Below are 22,194 nucleotides of genomic sequence, written 5' to 3' on the forward strand. Positions count from 1 at the left end.
AGCAAGCCAAAGCGAGTCCGAAACTAATTTTTGAGGTATATACAAATGAGTGAAATGCAGGATTATGCTTCCAGTCTGGAAGATACCGACAGCCGCAAGTTCGAGACTTTCTCCTACCTGCCGGCCATGAGCCCTGAACAGATCCGTACCCAGATCGACTTCATCGTTTCCAAGGGTTGGAATCCATCCATCGAGCACACCGAGCCGCAGAACGCGTCCGGCAGCTACTGGTACATGTGGAAACTACCCATGTTCGGTGAGACCGATGTCGACGCCATCCTGGCCGAGTGTGAGGCCTGCCACCAGGCTCACCCGGACAACCATGTGCGTCTGCTGGGCCTGGACAACTACGCCCAGTGTGCCGGTGCTTCGATGGTTATCTACCGTGGTACACCTACTTAAGTTCTGATTCACTTCAGACTTAAGCGCTCGTTCCCCGCCCAATCTACAGGGCGGGGAACGACTACCACTGGCCAATGATGCTTGGCTATGTACACCAGGAATACTGTCCATAGCCAAGCACCATTTTCAATCTATTTCTGAACCTGCAGAGCGGGCCTATGCAGATGCCCGACAAGGAATAAGACAATGAGTGATATCAACCGCGACCAGTACCTGATTAGTAATGAGCCCTACTACCGCCCGGTGAAGAACGAGGTGGAGATGTACCAGGCAGCTTACGACGCCCGCATGCCGGTTATGCTGAAGGGCCCCACCGGTTGCGGTAAGTCCCGCTTCGTCGAATATATGGCGTGGAAGCTGCAAAAGCCACTGATTACAGTAGCCTGTAACGAAGACATGACCGCCTCCGACCTGGTTGGGCGCTTCCTGCTCGATATCAACGGCACCAAGTGGCAGGACGGCCCTTTGACCGTCGCCGCCCGTATAGGCGCCATCTGCTATCTCGACGAGGTGGTCGAAGCCCGTCAGGATACCACTGTAGTGATCCACCCATTGACCGACCATCGTCGCGAACTGCCATTGGAGAAGAAGGGTGAACTGGTCAAGGCCCACGAGGACTTCCAGATCGTCATCTCCTACAACCCGGGTTATCAATCCCTGATGAAGGACCTCAAGCAGTCGACCAAACAGCGTTTTGGCGGTATGGACTTCGATTATCCGGATACCGAAGTCGAGACTGAAATTGTCATTCACGAGGGCAACGTTGACAGTGCAACCGCCGAGAAACTGGTGCAGATTGCACAACGTTCACGCAACCTGAAGGGGCATGGTCTGGACGAAGGTATGTCCACCCGCCTGCTGGTCTATGCGGCACAACTGGTCGGCAAGGGCATTAGCCCCATGGATGCCTGTCAAATGGCACTGGTCACTCCGTTGACCGACGATCCGGATATGCGCGATACCCTTAGTGCCGCGGTAAACACCTATTTTTAGGATTTTGTCCGCTAATGCATGCGAATAAACGCAAATGTGGTTTTTCGCATAGTTAACCGCTCTGCATCAATTGCTTATGCATTTCTGAGTGGTTAATCGACAGCCCTGCCTCTTGATGTAGAGGGATCAGTAGGGTGCGGCCCTGCCGCACCAACCCCGGCAGTCGACTTGCAACACTACGGACGGTTATTAAGTAGCCAGCGAGTAATATGTTATGAGTGTCGATTTCACCGAATACGTCACCTGCCTCGATCAAGGTGATCATGAACATGCGGAAGCACTCGAATCTTCGTATCACGAAGCCCAGCGTGTGATGTCCCCGCGAGGCCTGCAAAACTATCTCGAAGGCATGCGCGCCTTCTGTACACTCGGTCGCGGCCAGGATCTGGTACTGACTTACGTGCAGGAGATGCCCGGCGTTGCCAAAGAGGTTGGTGAAGACATCATTCCTGACATCGTTGAAGCGATGATGAAACTGGCCTCCCACACTTCTGGCAGCGTCATTACCCTGATCGTCGCCAATCTGCCTTTGGCCGCAGCCAGGCTGGGTGATGCGGAAGTAATGCGTGGCTTCCTCAAGCTGCTGCACCAGATGACCGGCAAGGCACCACGCGGTTTGCGTCCGATGATGGAAAACCTGGACGAACTGCTCTCCAAACTGACCTTAGGTGGTCTACGTCGCTGGGTAATGTGGGGGGCACAGGCCCACCAACGTGATCTCGACGGTCAATTGGCCTACTTCGGCCTTCAGACCGAATCGTCCCGATCCATTCTGCAGTCCGAACGTCGTGGAACCCTGTTCATCGACAATCAGAGAAAACTTAACTTCTATCTACGTGCATTGTGGGCACGTGCCTTCTTCATGCGACCAACCGCTGGTGATTTCGAATCACGTCAGGGTATTCGTCCTTATATCGAAGATTTTCAGATTCACGTCCCCGATGCCTTCGACCCTTTCCGTGGTATCGATGGCATGGAAGTCTACCGGGCAACCACAGCCCACGCTGCAGCTCATATGGTCTACACCAGACAACCGATCTCAGCAGAGCAATTATCTCAAGCTCAGATGCGTATGATCGAACTCTTTGAGGATGCACGGGTTGAATATCTTGCTTACAACGAATTTCCAGGCCTGCGCAAATTATGGCTGAAATTCTTCACCGCTGAGCCGGGTGAGAACGACGACCAGAGTAAACCACATGAGACCATGGATCTGATGATGCGTACCACCCGCGCCATCATGGACCCAGATTACCGCGACGAGATGGAAACGATAAACCAGATTGCCGATGAGTTCGTTGTCAAACTGAAGCAAGACCCCTATGAGCCTCGTTTAGCCTGGATGGCAGGTATCGATTTCTACAACAAAATGGTTAATATCGCCAAGATCCCCAGTGTGCGTATTCTTTCCGAATGGCCGATACCCTACCGTGATGACAACCGCTATTTCTGGGACTTCTCTGAGAACATGTTCGAATCCAAGGGGATCGACTATCTGCCAACTTCACAAAAGACGGTGCGTCGGTACGTCAGTCTGATGGAGTTCGTCAATGACCTAGACTCTGAGATGACCCACGACAACCCGGATGAGATACTGGTACTCTCCTCGGAGCTGTTCCCCTACGAAGACATGGGGATCAGTTACAACCAGATGGAAGGCGTAGAGCCAGTCTCCGACCCCTACCACTACAACGAGTGGGACTACCATGTACAACTCGCACGCCCCGACTGGGCGACCGTGATCGAACGCAAGCAGGGCTCTGGCGATCCCGAGATCATGGACGAGATCCTGACCAAACATAAACCGATCGCCTCGCGTATCCGCCATCTGATCGATGCGCTGCAACCGCAAGGAATTGTACGTCGTCGTGGTTATGAAGAGGGCGAGGAGCTGGACCTGAACGCGGCTGTAAGGGCGATGATCGACATCCGCCGCGGCGTTATGCCGGATCCAAGAATCAACATCCGTATAACCCGCCATATTCGTGACCTGTCGATTGTTCTGCTGCTCGACCTTTCAGAGTCTACCAACGAAAAGATTGGTGATATAGCTGAAGGTGAAGAGGGTTACGAGAAGCAGGATAGCATTCTCGATCTGACCCGCGAATCAGCTGGCCTGCTCTCCTGGGCCATTGACTCCATAGGTGACAACTTTGCTGTACACGGCTTCGCATCAGACGGTCGGCACGATGTTCAATACTACCGCTTTAAAGATTTCGAACAATCTTATGACGATGTAGCCAAGGCACGGATGGCAGGCATGAAGGGAGGCCTCTCCACCCGTATGGGTGCAGCACTACGCCACGCAGGTTGGCACTTGAGCCAACAAAATGCACAAAAACGTCTTGTCATACTGGTCACTGATGGTGAACCTGCAGATATTGATGAGCGTGATCCACAATATCTTCGACACGATGCGAAGAAAGCAGTTGAGGATCTCGCCATGCAAGGTGTCTACACCTACTGCCTGACACTAGATCCTGATGCAGACCGTTATGTATCAAGAATATTTGGTGAAAATGGTTACTCCATCGTTGACGACGTAGCTCGTCTACCGGAAAGATTGCCCAGCGTATTCGCTGCTCTAACCGGGTAGATCATCACCGATCTCCTAGTGTGGTGCGTCATACTAGTGTGCTATCGAGCATCGAGAGTTACTCTCGATTAGCAGAACTTAGTTTTTTTGTCTGTCAAACGGCAAAACCCTTTTTTCTCTAGGTTGGCACCCATCCTCTTTAGCGCGTTGCAACATTAGGTCGAGTGCCTTTTTGAATTCACCTATCAATCTGACATGCAGCTCCCGAGCCGTCTCATCGTAGTAGATCAGGTCTATTTGCGCAGGTTCCGTTAAACTCTCTCTCTCCTTATCTCTGCGAAACTTCCAAGCCAAACGAATCAGCTTGCCACCCTCTCCGTCCCTGACTGCATAGGCAAGGTTGTCGACAAATATAACCTCCTCCATATCAATCACAGCTTGAATTTGCATTGATCGAATTGGTACAAAAATGTGCTCGTTCTGACAACGAGTCAGCATCAGCCTGCATTGGTTATAGAGTGGCGCAGGTATGGTGAGGCGCTCACAAGCCAACTCATCAGGACGAAAAAATATTTCACTAATACCTTCAGCCACAAGGACCTCAATCATCCTCACCCAATTCCGGGTCCCACCCCTTTTCCTTGGCATTTGAAATTGCCTGCTGATAGATACGGCCGTGCCGTTCTGCCAGATCAGGGGGCAGATTTGATACTAAGTGGCCATATTTTTCCCACTCAGTTGTGACCTTATCGTAGAGTGCTTCAATACCCTGCACCGTCCATCCTTCACAGGTCTCAGTTTCCGGGATCAGACCGAATACCCAGGCATCACGAATAATATTACCGGTAGGATTCATCGCTCCTTTTGGATCATTATGTATGCCTTCATATTTTCTAACTGCCATATCGTGTTATCCGCACATATTTGTTGAGACTCACTACATTATTAACCCGGCGACTAAGTATGTTGTCTTCAGCCGAAGTGTGTCTGCCTTTTTAAAAATCATATTGTTAGGGATTTCAAGCCTGAAGACCACATACTTAGTCGCCGGGTTAATAGTTACCAAACTCAAAAATGATTCAGTAAACACCTAATAATAAAAGGGTAGCTTTTACAGTGTTAAAGTGTGATCTATTTGATCTATATTGGCAAGTTATTAACCCGGAACCTCAATAGCCATCTTCAGTCGGGTTAATAATACAATTAACCTGGCTAGTATTATATATCCATGATAGCTATATGTATGAATGGAAGGGAATGAAAGAGTGATTAATTTATCGAATATTCTATATCTTCTAATACTTAAGATAGCAGCGTGACAAACATGCGACGTACCGATACAACCTTGCTGGAACAAATGCATATTACAGATAGTGAAATTAACCAGCGTATGGGGCTATTGAATCTAAGCCCTGAAGCATTGAAACTTCTATCTGGTTATAGATATCTGATAGAAGAGAATATAGATGAAATAGTCAACGAATTTTACGAAAAACAGACAGAAATTGATGAAATTTCTCTTCTGATCGGAGACGCCGATACATTGATACGTCTGCGGAATGCCCAGCGTAAATATGTGATTGACATGTTCTCTGGCGAATATGGCGCCGAATATGTCAATAATAGATTGAGAATCGGCCTGGTTCACAAACACATAGGCGTAGAACCCAAACTCTATCTCTCTGCAGTAAAAAGTTTAAAAGAGTTAATAGAAAGGACTCTACAAAACAATATAGATAATAGTGAGACATTGAAGTCTACTTTAAATATTTTAGAGAGCCTGTTCTATTTTGATACAACACTGGTGTTTGATACTTATATTGCCAGCCTGGTAGAAGAGATTGAAATAGAAAAAAGAAAGACCGAACTATATGCAGAAAGCCTTGAAGGTAAAGTTGCAGAGAGAACAAAACAACTCGAAGAACTGGCAAAACTTGATGCCCTTACAGGCATACACAATCGCAGGGCAATGCAGGACATACTCAATAGAGAGCTATCCGTATCAAGAAGACGGGAATCAAAACTCTCTTTAGTCTATCTTGATATCGACGATTTTAAACAGATCAATGATAAGCAAGGGCATGTAAAAGGCGATGAAATTCTGAAATATACAAGCAAGGTACTCAAATGCTGCGTAAGAGATATTGATGTTGCATGTCGATACGGTGGTGACGAATTTTGTCTGGTTCTGCCAGATTGCAATATTGGTAATGCAAATAATATTTGCAAAAGGATAATCGAAAAGTTTTCCAGCAAATACCCAGAGCACTCATTAAGTATAGGAATAACTGAAATAGTGCCTGGTGAAACCATCGAAATCGACGAATTGATCAGAAGAGCAGACAGGAAGATGTATTTGGCTAAAAAACAGAAAGGTTCAATTATCTGCCTATAGGGCTTTATATTTTAAGAACCACCATATTAATCAATGTCTAATTGACATATATCAAAATAACTGACGACCATGTCAAATAATAACAACTTACTCTATTCATCTATGCAAATATAATGATAAGCTTCTGCACTCTACCTGTCAGCAGTAACTCAGGATCATTAAAATGGATACTTTAACTTGGCTAGGCATTGGTCTGGCAAGCATCGCAGCAATCCTTTCAGCTCTTAGCATCTCCTTCATCCTCTTTCTTGTGATTGGTCAAGCTAGTCGCCAGATGTACCATAAGCTGGTTAACTAAGATTTATTATGCAGTAGCCTGACAATCACAATGAATTTCATCGTGATTGTCTTCTACTTTCGTGGGAATTATTTCCCTTTGCCAGGGTTGGCCTAATATGTAGCCATATAGCTAAAGCCAGATAATATTGTTTTGGTCATGTAACTCTGCAAGATACTCTTCGATTGGTCTGGGCTTTGCGATACTGAATCCCTGACCTAAATCGATACCTATGCGCTGCAGCTCGACCAGAATTGCACTATCTTCAACAAATTCTGCGATTGTTGTCAGTTTCATAGTGTCAGCAACAGTCTTAATCGCTTCCACCATACCCCTGTCTACAGGGTTTGTATGCATATCCTTAACAAACATACCGTCAATTTTTAGATAATCTACCGGTAGGCTCTTAAGGTATGCAAACGATGAGAGGCCCGAGCCAAAGTCATCCAGCGCAAAACGACAACCGATCTCCCGCAAATCATGAATCATTGTCAAAGCACTCGATAAATTCTGAATTGCAGCTGTTTCTGTTACTTCAAAAATCAGTTTTCGTGGATTAATTTCATATTTTTTGAATAGACCCTTAAGAATAAAAGAGAGTTTTTTACGACTTAATGTCGCGCCAGATATATTTATAAAACAATCAGGATACTCTGCTTTTGATTTCATCAAGAGACGCATAACTTGTTCGATAACCCAATAGTCAATACGATCTATCAAGTCGTAACGCTCAGCTGAAGGAAGGAATGCGCCAGGTGGTATCAATTCACCATCTTGCGATCTCATTCTGACCAGTATCTCTACAGCTTTTGTCTCTAAACCAACACTATGCAGGTCAACTATAGGTTGTACATAAAGCAACAACCTCTCCTCTTCCAATGCACTATTTATCTGCGAAACCCATTGCATTTGCCCTAATAACCGCTTCGAGGAGTCCCTATCTTGCTCATAAACATGGACGCAATTTCTGCCTTCATCTTTAGCGGAATAGCAAGCTGAATCAACTGAACTCATCAATATTGAGGCGCTCTCACTGTATTGATCTATCTGAACTACACCTATACTTATGCTAACTCTGAAACTGTGGCCTTCCCAGGTAAATGTATGCTCATGTACTTCATTACGAAGCCGATCTACACGTTCCAGCGCCATCGCAAGCGGACAATCACTCAGTATAGAACCAAACTCATCTCCACCAATCCTCGCCAACACATCACTTCCACGAAAATGTTTTCGCATAATTGTTGCAATCTGGCGCAATAACTCATCACCCGCCACATGCCCACAGGTATCATTCACAACCTTGAATTGGTCCAAATCCATGAAGCAAAGGATATGTTCATGCCCCCTGCCATGTGCTGACTCAAGCGCCAATTCGAGGTGTGTCTCAAATGCATTTCGATTCATCAGGGCTGTAAGGTTGTCGTGACTGGCTTGGCGATACAACTCCTCTTGTAGACGTTTTTCTCGAGTAACATCCCGTATGACGACCACTACACCTGAGCTTTGACTCTCCCGACTGATAATAGAGGTCGCAGTAACACTTACATTCAGCGTATCCCCATCTGTGAGCGCTAAAATAGCCTGTGTACTGAATACAGTATCTGACTTATTGAGTTGAGCCTGAAGAAGTGAATTAACTATTGGTGTTTTATTATCTTCATCCATTAATATAAATATATTCTCAAATCGCTTACCGATAATTTTATCTGAATCCTGCTTGATAATATTTTCTGCTGACTCATTGAGGTAAACTATTCGACCGCTGGTATCAGTCGTCACAACCGCATCAGCAATGGATGAGAGTGTAGTACGCGCCTGATTTCGCTCATCTATCAATGCCTGCTCTGCCAGTCTCAGGGCCGTAATATCCTGTATATAGACGTAGACCTCTTTCACCAGGTCTATCCATTGATAGTGGAGAAGTAGATGCTTATAGCCTGCATCTACTTCCGCATAGAGTTGATGCTCACCCTGCCCCATTCTTGCAAGTATCTCTCGATGATTCTCAGGTAAAACAACTCCACTGTCATCTGCGTGTAAAAGACCTATTAATCTGGTGAATGCAGGATTACAAAAGATCTCATTTCCATTTAGATCATAAGCAGCAATGGGGTTCGGGTTAGCTCGAGGATAGGCAGCCAAGCGTTTATTTCTGGACTCAGCATCCTGTAACTCATCCACCATATTGCTAAGCAGATCAGCTTCCTGCCTTCGAGAAGCGAATTGAAAAATAAGCAAACCAAAAACAGACGAGATGCTTAACCCTGCAATGACCATCTGAAATATCAAATCATTGGTCATTTTGTATGCGCCTTCAAGGCTGTAGGCCAGCAGCAGGTTTGCTCTTCCTCGATATGAATATGTGATTTCTCTATTCAGAATATAGCGTCGAACAGATGGCTTCAGTGGACCATAGCCCGCTATCATAAAACCGTTTTTCGATACCAGCTCAACTTCATCAATCTCTATATATTGAACAGCCCACTGTTTAAAAAGTAGCGCTAAAGAGTCGTAGTTACCTTTTTGTAACTCCTCTTTTGTGATAAAGGAGATAACTTCCATTTGCCCTTCAGCCAAAGCTTTTGTGATGCCAATATGATGATCATGTTGGTGGCTCACAAAAACACCAATCGCACCAATCAGTAAACACATAAATATTATTGTGGAAATAGTGACAGTGAAAAATGATGATCTACGTCTGGATTCATTTACCATTTAACACCTCGACTCCGAAGTGCATTCAAAATATCCCGTAATCCTTGATAATCTTTCGAGCTAGCATCAACCAGAGCAGTAGCCGTCTGTTTTATCGGTTTCAACACTGAAGATGTAGATGGATTATCTTGATTCAGGCTAAGCATTGCATACTTCAATTTCCTGAGAATCTGGGGATCCAATTTCGTAGATGCGATAAATAAGTGTTCAGATACTTCCGCGGTGTCTCCTATAGCAACAATTCCACGCTCTCTATACTTTTCATAGATAGCCTCTTTTACAGCCCCTGCATCAGCATCACCTGCCAATACAGCCAACGCAACATTGTTGTGGTTGTTGTAAAAATGGTGTCCGGAAAAATCATCAATATCGATGCCTTCATCATGTAACATTTGTCTTGGCACCAAATGACTCATAGTTGACGAAGGGCTGCCAAAAGCGAAACGGTGCTTTTTTAGATCCTCGAGCTTATGAAATCCACTACTCTCCCTAACAATGATCTTTCCTATAAACGTTGGCTTGCCATTAACCTCTAATCTGGCCAACACCGGAATATCTACATGTTCATCGAACACACTAACAAACAGAGAGGGACCAATATAAGCAATATCAACGTCACCATTAATGATGGCATCGTGATGGGATTGATATGAATCGCCAATACGGACTTCAATCTTCCGCTCGATCTGCTGACTCAGGAAATCAGCCATCGGCTGGAACATCAGTTCAAGTTCACTATGCGGGCGATATGGGTGTACGCCGAGCACCAATACTTCGGAAGTAACTGCAAACGCTGGAGCCAAGGCCGAGATGAGAAGACCCACTCTGGCAAAGCAAAAAAACAACGACACAAACTTATTGGTCTTACTCATGGCACAAACGCCTGCGATTTGCATTGAACCACTATGAAAGAATCAATATCCACCTGTAATATCTGATTCCCTGGAATATATCCGCCTTGAGATGAGATTTTTAATCGTGACAAGCTGAAGACAGTAGTTATTCTATTTATTTCTGCTTCAGGATAGAAACAGGTAACTTGCTTCACTCCTCCCACACATCTTCATCCTTACATAATGAAGACTAGGTTAATCCTGGCTGAAAACAAGCACTCTACCCGCATATCTTTCTTCGGATCTGATATTCAGATAAAAAAGAGATAACCATAAGTATTTACTTATGGTTTCAATCAGCTTATTTTTGTTTACTTATATACCTACAGACTGTAAGGTTTGCAGCCAATTCCCTATATTTAACTGGGATATAGAGTTTAAATCGGAAATATTTCGTTAATAATTCAATTATTTGGAGCAGATTAATGGCATTAGACCAATCATCGCGTTACTCAGACCTGAGTTTGAAGGAAGAGGATTTAATTGCAGGCGGTCAGCACATCCTTTGTGCTTATAAAATGAAGCCTAAAAGCGGCTACGGCTTTTTAGAAGTTGCAGCTCACTTCGCAGCAGAATCTTCTACTGGTACTAATGTTGAAGTCTCCACCACTGATGACTTCACCAAAGGCGTCGATGCATTAGTCTATCTAATTGACGAAGCTTCCGAAGAGATGCGTATTGCATACCCCATTGATCTGTTCGATCGCAATATCACAGATGGACGCATGATGCTGGTCTCTTTCCTGACCCTGACCATTGGTAACAACCAAGGCATGGGTGATGTTGAACATGCAAAAATGTATGACTTCTTCATGCCACCTCGTGCCATTCAGCTGTTTGATGGTCCTGCAAAAGACATCTCAGACCTGTGGCGCATCCTGGGTCGCCCTGTTGTTGATGGCGGCTATATTTCCGGAACCATCATCAAACCAAAACTTGGCCTGCGTCCTGAACCATTTGCATCAGCAGCTTACCAGTTCTGGCTGGGTGGCGACTTTATTAAAAATGATGAGCCTCAGGGTAACCAGGTTTTCTGCCCAGCTCGCAAAGTCTACCCATTAGTCTATGACGCAATGAAACGCGCCATGGATGAAACTGGCGAAGCTAAGCTCTTCTCTGCCAACATTACTGCTGATGATCACGCCGAAATGATAGCTCGTGGTGAATTCATCCTCGAAGCATTCGGTGCTGATGCCGACAAAGTTGCCTTCCTCGTTGACGGTTATGTAGGCGGCCCAGGAATGGTTACCACTGCACGTCGTTATTTCCCCAACCAGTATCTCCACTATCATCGTGCTGGCCATGGTGCGGTTACCTCCCCTAGTGCCAAGCGTGGTTACACTGCTTATGTACTGGCTAAAATGTCAAGATTGCAGGGTGCGTCCGGTATCCATGTTGGAACCATGGGCTACGGAAAAATGGAAGGCGATAAGGATGACCGTGCAATTGCTTACATCATTGAGCGTGATGAGTATCAAGGTCCAGCTTATAACCAGAAATGGTATGGCATGAAACCTACCACTCCAATCATCTCCGGTGGCATGAATGCCCTTCGCCTTCCAGGTTTCTTTGAAAACCTCGGACATGGCAATGTAATCAACACTGCTGGCGGCGGCTCTTACGGTCACATTGATAGCCCTGCAGCTGGCGCCACTTCATTGCGTCAGGCGTATGAGTGCTGGAAGGCTGGTGCTGACCCAATCGAATGGGCGAAAGAGCACAAAGAATTTGCTCGTGCTTTCGAGTCCTTCCCTCTTGATGCAGATGCGATTTTCCCAGGCTGGCGCGAAAAGCTGGGCGTGCACAAATAAGCACACCCTAGTGAGTCAACTGGCATTTTCAAGCCCCCGCAAGGGGGCTTTTTTCTTTCTGCATGAATAGAGCAGATTCCTTAATAGATATCACACAAGCATGTCAGAGAACAGACGATCGTAATTCTCTGCCATTTTTTCAACGGTATAATTATCCCCAAACCGCTGCCTGGCGTTCGCACCCAATCTATCCCTTAGCGCCTTATCTTCAAGCACTCGCTCCATAGCATCAGCAAGCTGCCTGGGGTCATTGGGTGGGACAATTAAGGCTGACTTCTCATTTTCCAATACCACATGATTTTCACCCACGTTTGTTGCCACAATTGGTTTACTGGCAGACATCGCCTCTAGAATAACGACTGACATCGCTTCCCACTTTGAACTCTGTACGAATACATCAAAATCTGGAAGCATATTGATGTTTGCATCGCGCACCCAACCTGCGAAAGTGATTACATTATCAAGATTCTTTTCCTTAGAGAGCGCTTTTAATTTATCTTTCAGTTCACCATCTCCCACAATTACCATGGAAAACTTCTCAGGGTGCTTCTCATTAAGCATCTCAACAGCATCGATCAATATCTCTATGCCCTTTTGGGTGGTAAGTGTACTTAGTGAGCCAAATGTAATCTTGTCACCGCTTTCAACACCCTCTGTAGGCTGTTTCGTCTCCGAATAGTCGTGTACACCATTGTAAATAGTCTTGATTCTTTTCTCAGGAATGTTGTAAGTGCGTGATATTTGACTCGCTTGCCGGGTACCCACGGCAATGAGTTGGTCTGGAATTTTGGTGAAAACCTTCTCGAAATAGTACTTATTCTTATCGATATTTGGATAATTTCCAAAGTGAAAAGTGTAGAGCAGCTTAATACTGGGCATGGTCAACTTCATTAATGCGCCATTAACCATAGCATGTATATCGTGAGCATGAACTAGTTGTATATCATGCTCTTTACAATACTTTCTCATCTTGAGAAAACTGAAATAGTCTGTTTTTGACTCGTCACTATCAGTCAAGCGAACAACGTTTACGCCATTTGCTGCCAAGGCATCACCACGCTCTCCTCTCTCCTTAAAGTAGCCGCAGTGGATATCATATTTACTACTATCCAATGTATTGCATAGATGCTCTACGACGTGCTCAGCCCCACCTCCCGTAATTGCTGAAATGGTAATCAGTATGCTTTTTTTTCGGTTTTCTGCACTACACATATCTTCTACACGCTCCACAGACTCAATGAAGCTAAAACCCCGATAAAAATAATATCGACATACTATTAACCCGCTGATGAAACAGTTCGCTTTCAGCCGGGTTAATAAATTATGTTTATAGAGGCTGTAGCCACGACACTATATAACACTCCATTATTACCCCATTCTGGCGAATAGCCAAGAAGCTCCTCTCGAATAGTGATTTGGAGCCTATGCAGAATGGTGTAAAAAACGCTGTGGTGGTTGTATCTAACGACCAAAGATGGGCCTAAAAATTGCGCAAAAGTCTTAAGTTGCGGTTTGTCGTTTAGTTTTGATGAATAGGTTGATATGAGTCGAAGGGTGCTACAGCTGACCCATAATAGAAACAGGTATTTGAAGTGAACTCATGACCGCCAAGCTTAGCCTGGCGATCATGAGAAAGATAAGAAGCAGTTACTGATTGAGAAGCACAGGAGGGGACGGTGGTGCATTTACCGGAGTACCGGCATCAGGGTCTACCTCACCAAGATAGTAGTCATCCTGATAAAGCGTGCCATTTTCACTCGTCATATCCACATTATTCCAGCTGGACATTATCAGCTTGTTGGGATTGAAATTGGTAGACTCTCTGAGATTTACATTGGTATGCTCTAGCTTAAGTTCACCATTGATCCACATTCTGACGATGCCATCTGAGGCGCCTGGCGTATTGTTCCTGAAATAGACTTTGAGGGTATCCCATTGGCCAGGCCTGACAGGGCTCGCAGCGCCACCAACGTTCTGCGGAAGCAAGAAAAAACGCCAACTGTCAATATAGCTATGCTCAATACCGTACTCACCGAGATAACTGTAGATAATAACCTGATAGCGTCGTTGGTTATCCTGGCCGTTGGTAAAGTTTACCAGTGCTAATTTCTGCTTATTGCTGGGCGTTCCCTGAGCCGCGTATTTAACGCTGAATTTCAACCACAGTTCATTTGCCGCCTCACCCTGAGTATGTGATGAAATGGTTACATGGTCACCAAAATAGTAGTCCATGTAATTATCCCAATTCTCAGTCGCACTATAGTCCATCTGTGCACAGTAGTTTCCATCAAATGCATCGGGGGTATTGATTACAGTGGTGTTCGAGTGATTTCCCCAAAACCAATCACTTAGATCACCACTCTCAAATGAGGTAGTAAAAGGAAGTCCTTGTGCGGAATAGACCGAACTGGAAAGGAGTAGTAACAGAGAAGTTAATATAATGTTTGAGGTTTTCATCTTACGATCTCAATAATCCAATTGTATCGATTAACAGAATCTAAGATTACATAGTCCAGCAGAATTATTATGAGAATTGATCGTCAATTAATAATTGCCGGCGGATATTATAGGAATATTATTCCTACACCGATTCACTCACCCTAAAAACCTACCTTTAAGGATAGGCCGAAAAAACACCCTGAATCCTAAATATACTTAGACCTAATTCAAACATAATTTTAGTTGATTTGGTGAGTATTGTGTGTGAACCAAGTCAGATATCCCGGGGGCAAAACGGACAATAACCCCTATCCCTTTGTTTTATATGATTATTTCAAAGTATAGCGAGAAAATGAAACTGCGACTAAAGAGACACTTTTCGTGGTAAGACCACCTTCATCTGCCACTCACCACTTTAAAGTTACAGTAGTGTTGAAATACCATTTCACAGTTTACGATTTGAGCGGATAGTATTGTTTCATCCAGATCTCGACATGAGCATGCATCTCGTCTTCCCACTCCTTGAGGCCCAGAATATGGTTAGCCTGAGGAATGGTTATGACTTCATATTGCGATGTGTAGGGTTTTAGCTTTTTTGTATAGTGGGATTCGAACTTTTCCTCAAACTCCCACAGTAATCTGTCAGCACCACTGAAAATCAGCAACATTTTTTTTGAAGTTGTCAGCATCTTAAAAAATGCAGGTGCAAACTTTGGATTAACATTACTACCTTCCAGCTCTTTTGGTATTGTCAGCACGGAAGTATCGTCTTTTTCTACACTTTTTTTGATGCTATTGACTATTTTTCTAAAAGGCTTAACTAGTATTTTCAGGATTAACCGGTAATCACTTTTAAAGGAGAGTAATCTCTTCCAAGAATCAAAATCTGTCAGTTTTTTGATATACCCCTCTTTTAATGATGAAAGATGACCTTCTGTAACGAATTTACTGAAATTATCTTCACCACCTTCAAATACATTGATCAGGCCAAGTGCAAGCAGTCCTGTGACTCTATCATCGTCGCAGCCAGTAAGAAGCCCTGTTATAGCACCACCGCAGAGGCCGCCGAGTATGAACTGAGACTGGGCTTGCTCTTTTTCCAACCAGTCAATTGCATCGACAGTATCGTTTACAAATCTTCCATCCTGGATACTATTGTAAACATTGACCAAAACAGACTCATCTATATCACCTTCAGAGTCACCCAGACCGTAAAAATCAAACCTGAATACATTAACACCAAGATCAACAAGTTTTTTGGAAAGTTTATTATATAGACGGTGCGGCCCGACACGCATCTTTATACCTGGTGACAATAGAAGGACTGTTACGCTGCTTTCTACCGTATCAGGCTTCTCCAGCACTCCAAATAATTTATAACCATCTCGATTTTCAAATATAACTGGCGTCGTTTGCATCTTTATTCTAACCATTCTAATGATCGATTTACGAGATTATCAGCCTTGTTATAAAAGGTTTTGATCTCTTTCCAGAACTGCTCTTCATGTGCTTTATCGATGATTGAATTACCGGAAAATTTCTCAATATAGGCTTGATACTGTTTATTAAATGGCTGCTTTGGGTTTCTAACAATTTGAAGCAAACAACAGCGCATACGATCAGGATAGTCCAGTTTTACAAGATCAATTGATGAGAGTTCTTCAAAATAGGGGTATCTAAGATAGTAGCCTTCAATGTTAATTGGCTGACCTGACTTCATCTGCTCAATCAGGTCGTCGCGAGTTATCTCGACTTTACCTTTCACTGCCATTTGAGCAGCAAGATTACTTCTTAATATTTCTTGCATATACCTATCGCCACTAAGGACTGGATCCCAAAGGATCAACTCATCAATATCATCTCTTGATTCTGCAGTAATGACAGCGATTGTTCCGCCTAGCCTTAAACCGAGTAAACCGATAGTAGTGGCGGATGGACATATTGATTTAACATGATCTATGACACTATTGAGATCTGAGATATGCCCCTCTAATGATGAGTCAAGAAATTCGCCATCACTATCTCCATGTCCCCTAAAATCGAAACGCGCTACAAACACCCCCTTATCACAGAAGGCTCTTGCAGTTGAGACATAAACTCTGTGGCTCCAAAGCTTCTCTTCAGCAAATGGGTGTACAAAAATATATGCTCTCTCAGGTTTACTCTCTTGCGGATGGTGTTCTACGGTAAAAATACGTTCTCCATCCTTTTCAAGTAGTGTTAGTTTTTCATTCATAAGGTTGTTCTGGAATCCAGGATAAAGAGATCAAAATTGGAAGTATATGAATACCTGTTTTTGAAGTGGTACAAAAAACAGCAACATAATAGCCATATAGAGATAAGAGATATATTTTATAGCAGGACGTGCTGACACCAGGTAAAGAAGGTCATTTTTTCGTTCTGTTATATATTCAAAGAGCATCAGGGGTGTAGCGAAAAAGATGATATTGACCAATGCATAAATTGAAAAATCAGTGATGCGATAGTCAGATACCATAAGGTATAGCATATCAGTAACCTGTTGCATTGACTCCGCTCTGAACAGCAGCCAACTGATACAGGTTAAATGGAACATCACAACCACAAAAAATATGTGCTTTGCAAGGCTAGTCTGCTCTGTAAAGTAGCCTTTACCTTTACTTGCCTCAATTGCATGGTAAGCGACTAGAATCGCACCATGAAACAGTCCCCAGAATACAAAAGTCCAACCTGCACCATGCCAAAGACCACCTAAAAACATGGTCAATACCAGATTTCGAAAAGTCAGAAAATTTCCCAGTCTGCCACCACCTAATGGAATATAGATATAGTCTCTTATCCATGTAGAGAGGCTAATATGCCAGCGTGACCAGAAATCACTTGGTGAAGTTGAAAAATAGGGATTTCTAAAATTCCACATCAACTCGAAACCCATCCACCTGGCGATACCTTTAGCAATTGATGAATATCCGGAAAAATCCCCATATATCTGAAATGCAAAGGCATAGAGTCCGATCAAGACTTCAAATCCAGTCAATTCCGAGGTTGGCTTAGAGAAGATTGAGTTGACGATTGGCGCCATGTTGTCAGCGATAATAATCTTCTTAAACATACCAGAAGCAACAAGAAACAATCCCTCTGAAAAGGCATTACCCTGAACTTTTCGAACATTGATTACTTGCGGTAAAAGATGACTTGCTCTCTCAATGGGGCCAGCTACCAGTTGAGGAAAGAAAGAGACGTAGAGGGCAAAATCAAGAAATTTATCTGTCGGTTCTACTTTCTTTCTATAGGTATCTATGGTGTAACTAAGTGTCTGAAATGTATAAAAAGAGATACCAACAGGCAATATGATATTAAGGACAGGCAGACTTACATCCATTCCAAACGAGGACAACATGGTTGCGAACTCATTTGAAAAGAAATTGTAATATTTGAAGAAACCTAGAAATCCTAAATTAGTACAAATCGAAAGTAGTAAAAAATGTTTTCGATACTTCGCATCATTGCTACCCGCTATTTTTAAAGCAACAAAATAATCAACGACAGTAGAAATAAATATCAGTGACAAAAACCTGTAGTCCCAATAGCCGTAGAAAATATAACTAGCGACTAATAGCATACGGTTTTGATATTTATGGGGCAGACGAAAATATAGTGTAATAACTACTGCAAAAAATGCCCAGAATATATAGCTGTTAAATAACATTCTCTATAATCCGCTCATATATCCTGACTGAAGTATTGCTTAAGTTCAGCGGTAAACAACGTCCTACCCTTATCATTCAGATGCACTCCATCCTTATAGACCCCATCTGTACCCCTAAAATATTTTCGATAGTCTATATATTTATATGCACGAGAGTTCAACAGATCTGTTAATTCCGGTGGCACAGAATAGTCATCTTCAATAGGCATGGATAGTATGATCAGCTTCACACCATCTTCATCAAGGCGATCGAGAAGGCTATTAATAATCTTGTATTGAGCGGAATTGTACTGCTCTTGTTCTGCGACATTCACATCATCCGGTCTACCTGCCTGATTTTGTGCTCTGACAAATTGTTCGTAGTGGGGAACAAGATTGACAAGTACTTTATTTCTTACAGCTTCTCTATTTACAAAAAGTTTTGATAGTGAACCTAATAGAAATTCAGAAAATTGCGCAAAAGTATCCATACCGTACTTTTTAAGCAATATCCCATCACTCAACTCAGAAAAATAGCCACCCAAGCGACTCGGGTTTGGTTGGTATTGATCCGATAACAGTCCCCATGCAAAGCCGATAACCAGATAGTCCAGCTTGACCTCTGAGGCGAAAACTTGATTCTTCATAATCATGTTCCAATCCCATAATGAGGTTGCGTCAGGTGTTATCTTATCCACCATATATTGATCAGATAAGCTTTTGCTGAGTTGATTCACGTCCACAGACTCATTTATCAGCGAGTTACCGAGAAAGAGAATTTTCGGTCGTTGATCTTCTTTGTACTGCCCAACTATGTCTGGAATTTCGTTTATATGGTTCAGATTGCCTGATAAATTGTTCTCAAAGATTCGAATGCCAACTTCCAGCAATAGCACGCTTGCAATTATTGCAATAAAGACAACGTGATTACTGTTAATCTTCATGCACTACCACCTACCCTGATGTGACTACTTAAGGATGAGCGCTTTTCAACAATCTTATTGGCTATGTCACCTGCACCTATTTCCAACTGTGAAATGACTTTTTCAGTTGCCTCCACCCCTAAGCCATACGGGTCTACGACCTCTACAGACATATTGTTGGTAAAACCACCCACCCAAATGATTTTTTGTATTGCTGATTGATCCATCTGTTTCATCAAATCCCAGTTTTTGCGGTCCATGATGACGATCACATCAGCCCATTCTATATCATCATGGGTTACTCTAGATGACCGGTGGGCAGTCAAGTCGTAACCTCGTTTAGAGAGCAAACCCAGATACTCTTCTACACAGCTCCTACCATCTTTTTCATGAAAACCGGCAGATTTTAACTCAACTTTTTCACCGGCTAACTGTCGTCTCAACAGGTATTCAACCAATGGACTTCTATAGATATTCCCGTAACAAAGCACAAGCACCCTATCCAGCTGCTTAACAGACGATATTGCGGCACTGCTGCTACGTCTTGCAAAAAACAGGATTCGCTGATGACGAATCCTTCTCTGAATAGCTTGCCATATCCGAATTATGATTGGCTTTGTTTCGCTCATATCAGCCAAATCTCATCTAGACAATAAAATCGAGACGTTGCAGAACATCTGAGACGGTTGAAAATTCAAAGTCATCAATTAATTTAAGCAGCCTCGTTTCAAACTTATCAATATTGTTATAGTGCCTGAACTCAGAAAGCATGCTGGATTTAATTTTTGGCTGCCCCTCATCTATCTCCCACGGATGCATATAGAAAATAAAGGGTACATTGTCATGTTTGTTGACCCGCCGCAGACCAGCCTTAGAGAGCCAATAGGGAAATAATCTGAAGTACCCCCCTCCGCTGACAGGAAACCTGCGATTGAGAACACCTACGGTTGACAATGGAAATTCTACAATTTTATTCCCTTTATCGGTTTGGCTGATGTGTGGCTTGGTATCAGCCCCTGGTATCCCATAACGGTCGTGCATGATCGGGAAAATACTCGAATCGTAGGTAAACCCACATTCAGCCAGTATATCCAAGGCCCATAGGGATTTTGATGTTATCGAGTAGCTCGCTGCTCGATAGCCATTTACGCTTGTACCAATAATATCTTCAAGAATCTTTTTTGATTTGCTGGTCTCTTCTAAAAACTGTTCCGGTGTTTGCTTGTAAACCAGATCGTGGCTGTATCCGTGACATGCAACTTCATGACCAAGATCATGAATCTCTCTAATCAGTTTCTGATTTCGCTCAGCAACCCAGCCAAGCACAAAAAAAGTCCCTTTGATTTTCTTATCATCAAAAATTTTCAGTATTCGGTGAGTATTGTTAAAAACGCGCGACTCAAAACTCTCCCACTGCTCTTTTTGAACTTGCTTATTAAATGCGGATACCTGGTAGTAGTCCTCTACATCCACGGTGATCGCATTAATCAATTTATCTCCTATAGCCATACTATTTTCTATAGCTTTTCGCGTCATTGTTTTTCATAATTCCCAACCGATGCTCTTATGTAAGAAAACCATCTTTACTTTCACTGCTCAGAATAGTGATTTTCTATCTCGTTAATAGTTTGATTGATAAATTCCTGCATAGCAGCCCGTTCTGCAACACCATCCCCTTCTCTCTTCGTCGACAGGACAATCACTGCGGCATTACTTTTACCTTTCAATCCTGCGAGAATACCATGCCACTTACTTTGCAGCTTACTTGAAGAGACATAGCCACCAATGTAATACCAGCTCCAGACTATCCTTTCATTACCTTTTATGTCGGTAATCACCTCTTCCAAGACTATCAGTTTGCGGTGATTATCAAAATTTATCTCTCTATCCAAGCGATGTTTCGCTTGCCATATCTCACTATTATAGGCCCGATTGAGATCATTAACCGCCTCTTTCCCTTGCTCTTGATAGGCGTAGTAGGCAGAGTAAAAATCGATACCTTTTCCCTGAATACTATAACTGGCGCGGGTTTCAGAATCGGCATTTACCCATGCTGGACTCCATTTACCAGTCTCATCAATCGGATTATGCGTCAATCCTTTGAAATTCAATATTACCTTATTCGTGAGCTGTGGCTGTAGGCTCTTTTCTGTAATAGCACTATATAGCGGACCGATACTCGCACATAGTAGCAATGCACTTGAAATCACTAAAATTTTACTGTAGGAAGCTGAGCCCGCTCGAACCCCCACGTCAGTCTGCTTGCCAGGCTCATCTTCAGTCTCAGGCAACACCCTTTTTTCAACTAAAACTGTGGCGTACATAAAACTGGCGTAGCAGATTACAAATACAACCCAACCCAGCCAAATATGGTCTTCCAGTAAACTGTGCGTCATATTGGTGTAGTGACCAGAGAGAACGACAATAAAAATTCTAATGCTATTCGATATAAAAGCAATCAGCGATGCCATCAAGACATACAGTAGACTGATAGCTAATGAATATTGGGAAAAGAATGCATATATAAGAGCCAGGGTTATTGCTGCAATCTGGTAACGCAATCCACTGCAGGTATCCCCTACTTCAAATATCCCCTCCGGGATAGTAATGAAGTACGATTCCTGAAATGAGGTATATCCCGTCAAATGTAGTAACTGATTGACCAATATGGCAGTGGGTTGTTGAAGCGGCTGCGAGAGAACCGACCACACCGATGTTGCACTTAGTAGTATGAGAATGGGAAATGCCAGTGTTTTCGATTCACGAATACCGAACAGGGCAAAAACAGTGATGCACAATACCAATATCAGTAGAATTTGAGATGCCACTTGTACCTGAGCAATCTCAGACATCAACCAAATCACAGAGAGAATCAGCAGCGCAATAAGAAAAAGGGGTCTGAAGCGAATTTCCAGAGTTTGACGTCGCGAATACCACTCACGAAACAGCAGGTAGGATGATAGTGGTAATAACAAAAGACCATGGGACTGCAGACTGTTTTCAGCTGTCCAGGTCAGGTAAAGACTGACTGCAGTCTGATGGTAAACCAGTGTCAATATAACCAGACAGGAAAACAGAACTATTCCTGTTAGAATATGATCACCGGCCATCTCTCGTGTCGTCATATTTTTTGACATCTC

18 protein-coding genes are annotated in these 22,194 nt (G+C 43.5%); 5 read left to right on the top strand and 13 right to left on the bottom strand.

What is annotated here, in order from left to right:
- Positions 1-45 precede the first annotated feature (45 nt).
- From AC4IE7_RS20750 to AC4IE7_RS20760, 3 genes are all read left to right on the top strand, one after another.
- On the top strand, positions 46-402 hold the full coding sequence (locus AC4IE7_RS20750; protein ID WP_490778912.1) for a ribulose bisphosphate carboxylase small subunit: 357 nt from the start codon (positions 46-48) through the stop codon (positions 400-402).
- Positions 403-588: 186 nt separating this feature from the next.
- Positions 589-1,395 carry a CbbQ/NirQ/NorQ/GpvN family protein gene (locus AC4IE7_RS20755; protein ID WP_490778788.1) on the top strand — a complete coding sequence of 269 codons (807 nt, stop codon included), beginning with the start codon at positions 589-591 and terminating at the stop codon, positions 1,393-1,395.
- 214 nt (positions 1,396-1,609) lie between these two features.
- The gene (locus tag AC4IE7_RS20760) at positions 1,610-3,991 is read left to right on the top strand and encodes a nitric oxide reductase activation protein NorD (RefSeq protein WP_490778789.1); all 2,382 of its coding nucleotides are present in this window, start codon (positions 1,610-1,612) and stop codon (positions 3,989-3,991) included.
- 78 nt (positions 3,992-4,069) lie between these two features.
- On the opposite strand, the gene AC4IE7_RS20765 is transcribed toward AC4IE7_RS20760, so the two are convergent.
- Together AC4IE7_RS20765 and AC4IE7_RS20770 are read right to left on the bottom strand one after the other, a co-directional pair.
- Complete coding sequence (locus tag AC4IE7_RS20765; RefSeq protein ID WP_490778790.1) at positions 4,070-4,540, bottom strand: hypothetical protein; 471 nt, start codon at positions 4,538-4,540, stop codon at positions 4,070-4,072.
- The gene (locus AC4IE7_RS20770) at positions 4,533-4,835 is read right to left on the bottom strand and encodes a hypothetical protein (RefSeq protein WP_490778791.1); all 303 of its coding nucleotides are present in this window, start codon (positions 4,833-4,835) and stop codon (positions 4,533-4,535) included. Before AC4IE7_RS20770 ends, AC4IE7_RS20765 begins: the two co-directional genes overlap by 8 nt.
- A gap of 420 nt (positions 4,836-5,255) precedes the next feature.
- Between AC4IE7_RS20770 and AC4IE7_RS20775 the strand changes: the two genes are divergently transcribed.
- The gene (locus tag AC4IE7_RS20775; protein ID WP_490778792.1) at positions 5,256-6,326 is read left to right on the top strand and encodes a GGDEF domain-containing protein; all 1,071 of its coding nucleotides are present in this window, start codon (positions 5,256-5,258) and stop codon (positions 6,324-6,326) included.
- Positions 6,327-6,735: 409 nt separating this feature from the next.
- On the opposite strand, the gene AC4IE7_RS20780 is transcribed toward AC4IE7_RS20775, so the two are convergent.
- Complete coding sequence (locus AC4IE7_RS20780) at positions 6,736-9,225, bottom strand: EAL domain-containing protein (RefSeq protein ID WP_490778793.1); 2,490 nt, start codon at positions 9,223-9,225, stop codon at positions 6,736-6,738.
- Between the two features lie 89 nt (positions 9,226-9,314).
- Positions 9,315-10,217 carry a phosphate/phosphite/phosphonate ABC transporter substrate-binding protein gene (phnD, locus tag AC4IE7_RS20785; protein WP_490778794.1) on the bottom strand — a complete coding sequence of 301 codons (903 nt, stop codon included), beginning with the start codon at positions 10,215-10,217 and terminating at the stop codon, positions 9,315-9,317.
- 422 nt (positions 10,218-10,639) lie between these two features.
- Between phnD and AC4IE7_RS20790 the strand changes: the two genes are divergently transcribed.
- Complete coding sequence (locus AC4IE7_RS20790; protein ID WP_490778795.1) at positions 10,640-12,025, top strand: ribulose-bisphosphate carboxylase; 1,386 nt, start codon at positions 10,640-10,642, stop codon at positions 12,023-12,025.
- 90 nt (positions 12,026-12,115) lie between these two features.
- Here the strand turns inward: AC4IE7_RS20790 and AC4IE7_RS20795 are convergent, their stop codons facing one another.
- The 9 genes from AC4IE7_RS20795 to AC4IE7_RS20835 all read right to left on the bottom strand — a co-directional run bounded on the left by AC4IE7_RS20795 (position 12,116) and on the right by AC4IE7_RS20835 (position 22,179).
- Positions 12,116-13,237, bottom strand: a complete 1,122-nt coding sequence (locus AC4IE7_RS20795; RefSeq protein WP_490778796.1) for a glycosyltransferase family 4 protein — start codon at positions 13,235-13,237, stop codon at positions 12,116-12,118.
- Positions 13,238-13,672: 435 nt separating this feature from the next.
- A complete protein-coding gene (locus AC4IE7_RS20800; RefSeq protein ID WP_490778797.1) occupies positions 13,673-14,482 on the bottom strand; it encodes a hypothetical protein in 810 nt (269 codons plus the stop codon).
- A 434-nt stretch (positions 14,483-14,916) separates the two neighbouring features.
- Positions 14,917-15,882: an alpha/beta hydrolase family protein gene (locus tag AC4IE7_RS20805; RefSeq protein ID WP_490778798.1), complete on the bottom strand. Its 966-nt coding sequence runs from the start codon at positions 15,880-15,882 to the stop codon at positions 14,917-14,919.
- 2 nt (positions 15,883-15,884) lie between these two features.
- Entirely contained in the window at positions 15,885-16,700 is an 816-nt protein-coding gene (locus AC4IE7_RS20810) for a serine aminopeptidase domain-containing protein (protein ID WP_490778799.1), read from the bottom strand.
- Between the two features lie 30 nt (positions 16,701-16,730).
- A complete protein-coding gene (locus AC4IE7_RS20815) occupies positions 16,731-18,152 on the bottom strand; it encodes an MBOAT family O-acyltransferase (protein WP_490778800.1) in 1,422 nt (473 codons plus the stop codon).
- Positions 18,153-18,166: 14 nt separating this feature from the next.
- Positions 18,167-19,075, bottom strand: coding sequence for a hypothetical protein (locus AC4IE7_RS20820; RefSeq protein ID WP_490778801.1), 909 nt, complete (start codon positions 19,073-19,075; stop codon positions 18,167-18,169).
- On the bottom strand, positions 19,072-19,683 hold the full coding sequence (locus AC4IE7_RS20825) for an arsenate reductase/protein-tyrosine-phosphatase family protein (RefSeq protein WP_490778802.1): 612 nt from the start codon (positions 19,681-19,683) through the stop codon (positions 19,072-19,074). Before AC4IE7_RS20825 ends, AC4IE7_RS20820 begins: the two co-directional genes overlap by 4 nt.
- Before the next feature lie 16 nt (positions 19,684-19,699).
- The gene (locus AC4IE7_RS20830; RefSeq protein WP_490778803.1) at positions 19,700-20,590 is read right to left on the bottom strand and encodes an XrtA system polysaccharide deacetylase; all 891 of its coding nucleotides are present in this window, start codon (positions 20,588-20,590) and stop codon (positions 19,700-19,702) included.
- A 53-nt stretch (positions 20,591-20,643) separates the two neighbouring features.
- The gene (locus tag AC4IE7_RS20835) at positions 20,644-22,179 is read right to left on the bottom strand and encodes an exosortase C-terminal domain/associated protein EpsI (RefSeq protein WP_490778804.1); all 1,536 of its coding nucleotides are present in this window, start codon (positions 22,177-22,179) and stop codon (positions 20,644-20,646) included.
- Between the last annotated feature and the right edge of the window lie 15 nt (positions 22,180-22,194).

This window comes from Candidatus Thiodiazotropha sp. AKAK3 (genome assembly GCF_058244645.1).

Bases quoted from the DNA above. Each gene is read 5' to 3' on its own strand.
- AC4IE7_RS20750 (WP_490778912.1), top strand. From the start codon at position 46: ATGAGTGAAATGCAGGATTATGCTTCCAGTCTGGAAGATACCGACAGC.
- AC4IE7_RS20755 (WP_490778788.1), top strand. From the start codon at position 589: ATGAGTGATATCAACCGCGACCAGTACCTGATTAGTAATGAGCCCTAC.
- AC4IE7_RS20760 (WP_490778789.1), top strand. From the start codon at position 1,610: ATGAGTGTCGATTTCACCGAATACGTCACCTGCCTCGATCAAGGTGAT.
- AC4IE7_RS20765 (WP_490778790.1), bottom strand. From the start codon at position 4,540: ATGATTGAGGTCCTTGTGGCTGAAGGTATTAGTGAAATATTTTTTCGT.
- AC4IE7_RS20770 (WP_490778791.1), bottom strand. From the start codon at position 4,835: ATGGCAGTTAGAAAATATGAAGGCATACATAATGATCCAAAAGGAGCG.
- AC4IE7_RS20775 (WP_490778792.1), top strand. From the start codon at position 5,256: ATGCGACGTACCGATACAACCTTGCTGGAACAAATGCATATTACAGAT.
- phnD (WP_490778794.1), bottom strand. From the start codon at position 10,217: ATGCAAATCGCAGGCGTTTGTGCCATGAGTAAGACCAATAAGTTTGTG.
- AC4IE7_RS20790 (WP_490778795.1), top strand. From the start codon at position 10,640: ATGGCATTAGACCAATCATCGCGTTACTCAGACCTGAGTTTGAAGGAA.
- AC4IE7_RS20795 (WP_490778796.1), bottom strand. From the start codon at position 13,237: ATGTGTAGTGCAGAAAACCGAAAAAAAAGCATACTGATTACCATTTCA.
- AC4IE7_RS20800 (WP_490778797.1), bottom strand. From the start codon at position 14,482: ATGAAAACCTCAAACATTATATTAACTTCTCTGTTACTACTCCTTTCC.
- AC4IE7_RS20805 (WP_490778798.1), bottom strand. From the start codon at position 15,882: ATGCAAACGACGCCAGTTATATTTGAAAATCGAGATGGTTATAAATTA.
- AC4IE7_RS20810 (WP_490778799.1), bottom strand. From the start codon at position 16,700: ATGAATGAAAAACTAACACTACTTGAAAAGGATGGAGAACGTATTTTT.
- AC4IE7_RS20815 (WP_490778800.1), bottom strand. From the start codon at position 18,152: ATGTTATTTAACAGCTATATATTCTGGGCATTTTTTGCAGTAGTTATT.
- AC4IE7_RS20820 (WP_490778801.1), bottom strand. From the start codon at position 19,075: ATGAAGATTAACAGTAATCACGTTGTCTTTATTGCAATAATTGCAAGC.
- AC4IE7_RS20825 (WP_490778802.1), bottom strand. From the start codon at position 19,683: ATGAGCGAAACAAAGCCAATCATAATTCGGATATGGCAAGCTATTCAG.
- AC4IE7_RS20830 (WP_490778803.1), bottom strand. From the start codon at position 20,590: ATGACGCGAAAAGCTATAGAAAATAGTATGGCTATAGGAGATAAATTG.
- AC4IE7_RS20835 (WP_490778804.1), bottom strand. From the start codon at position 22,179: ATGACGACACGAGAGATGGCCGGTGATCATATTCTAACAGGAATAGTT.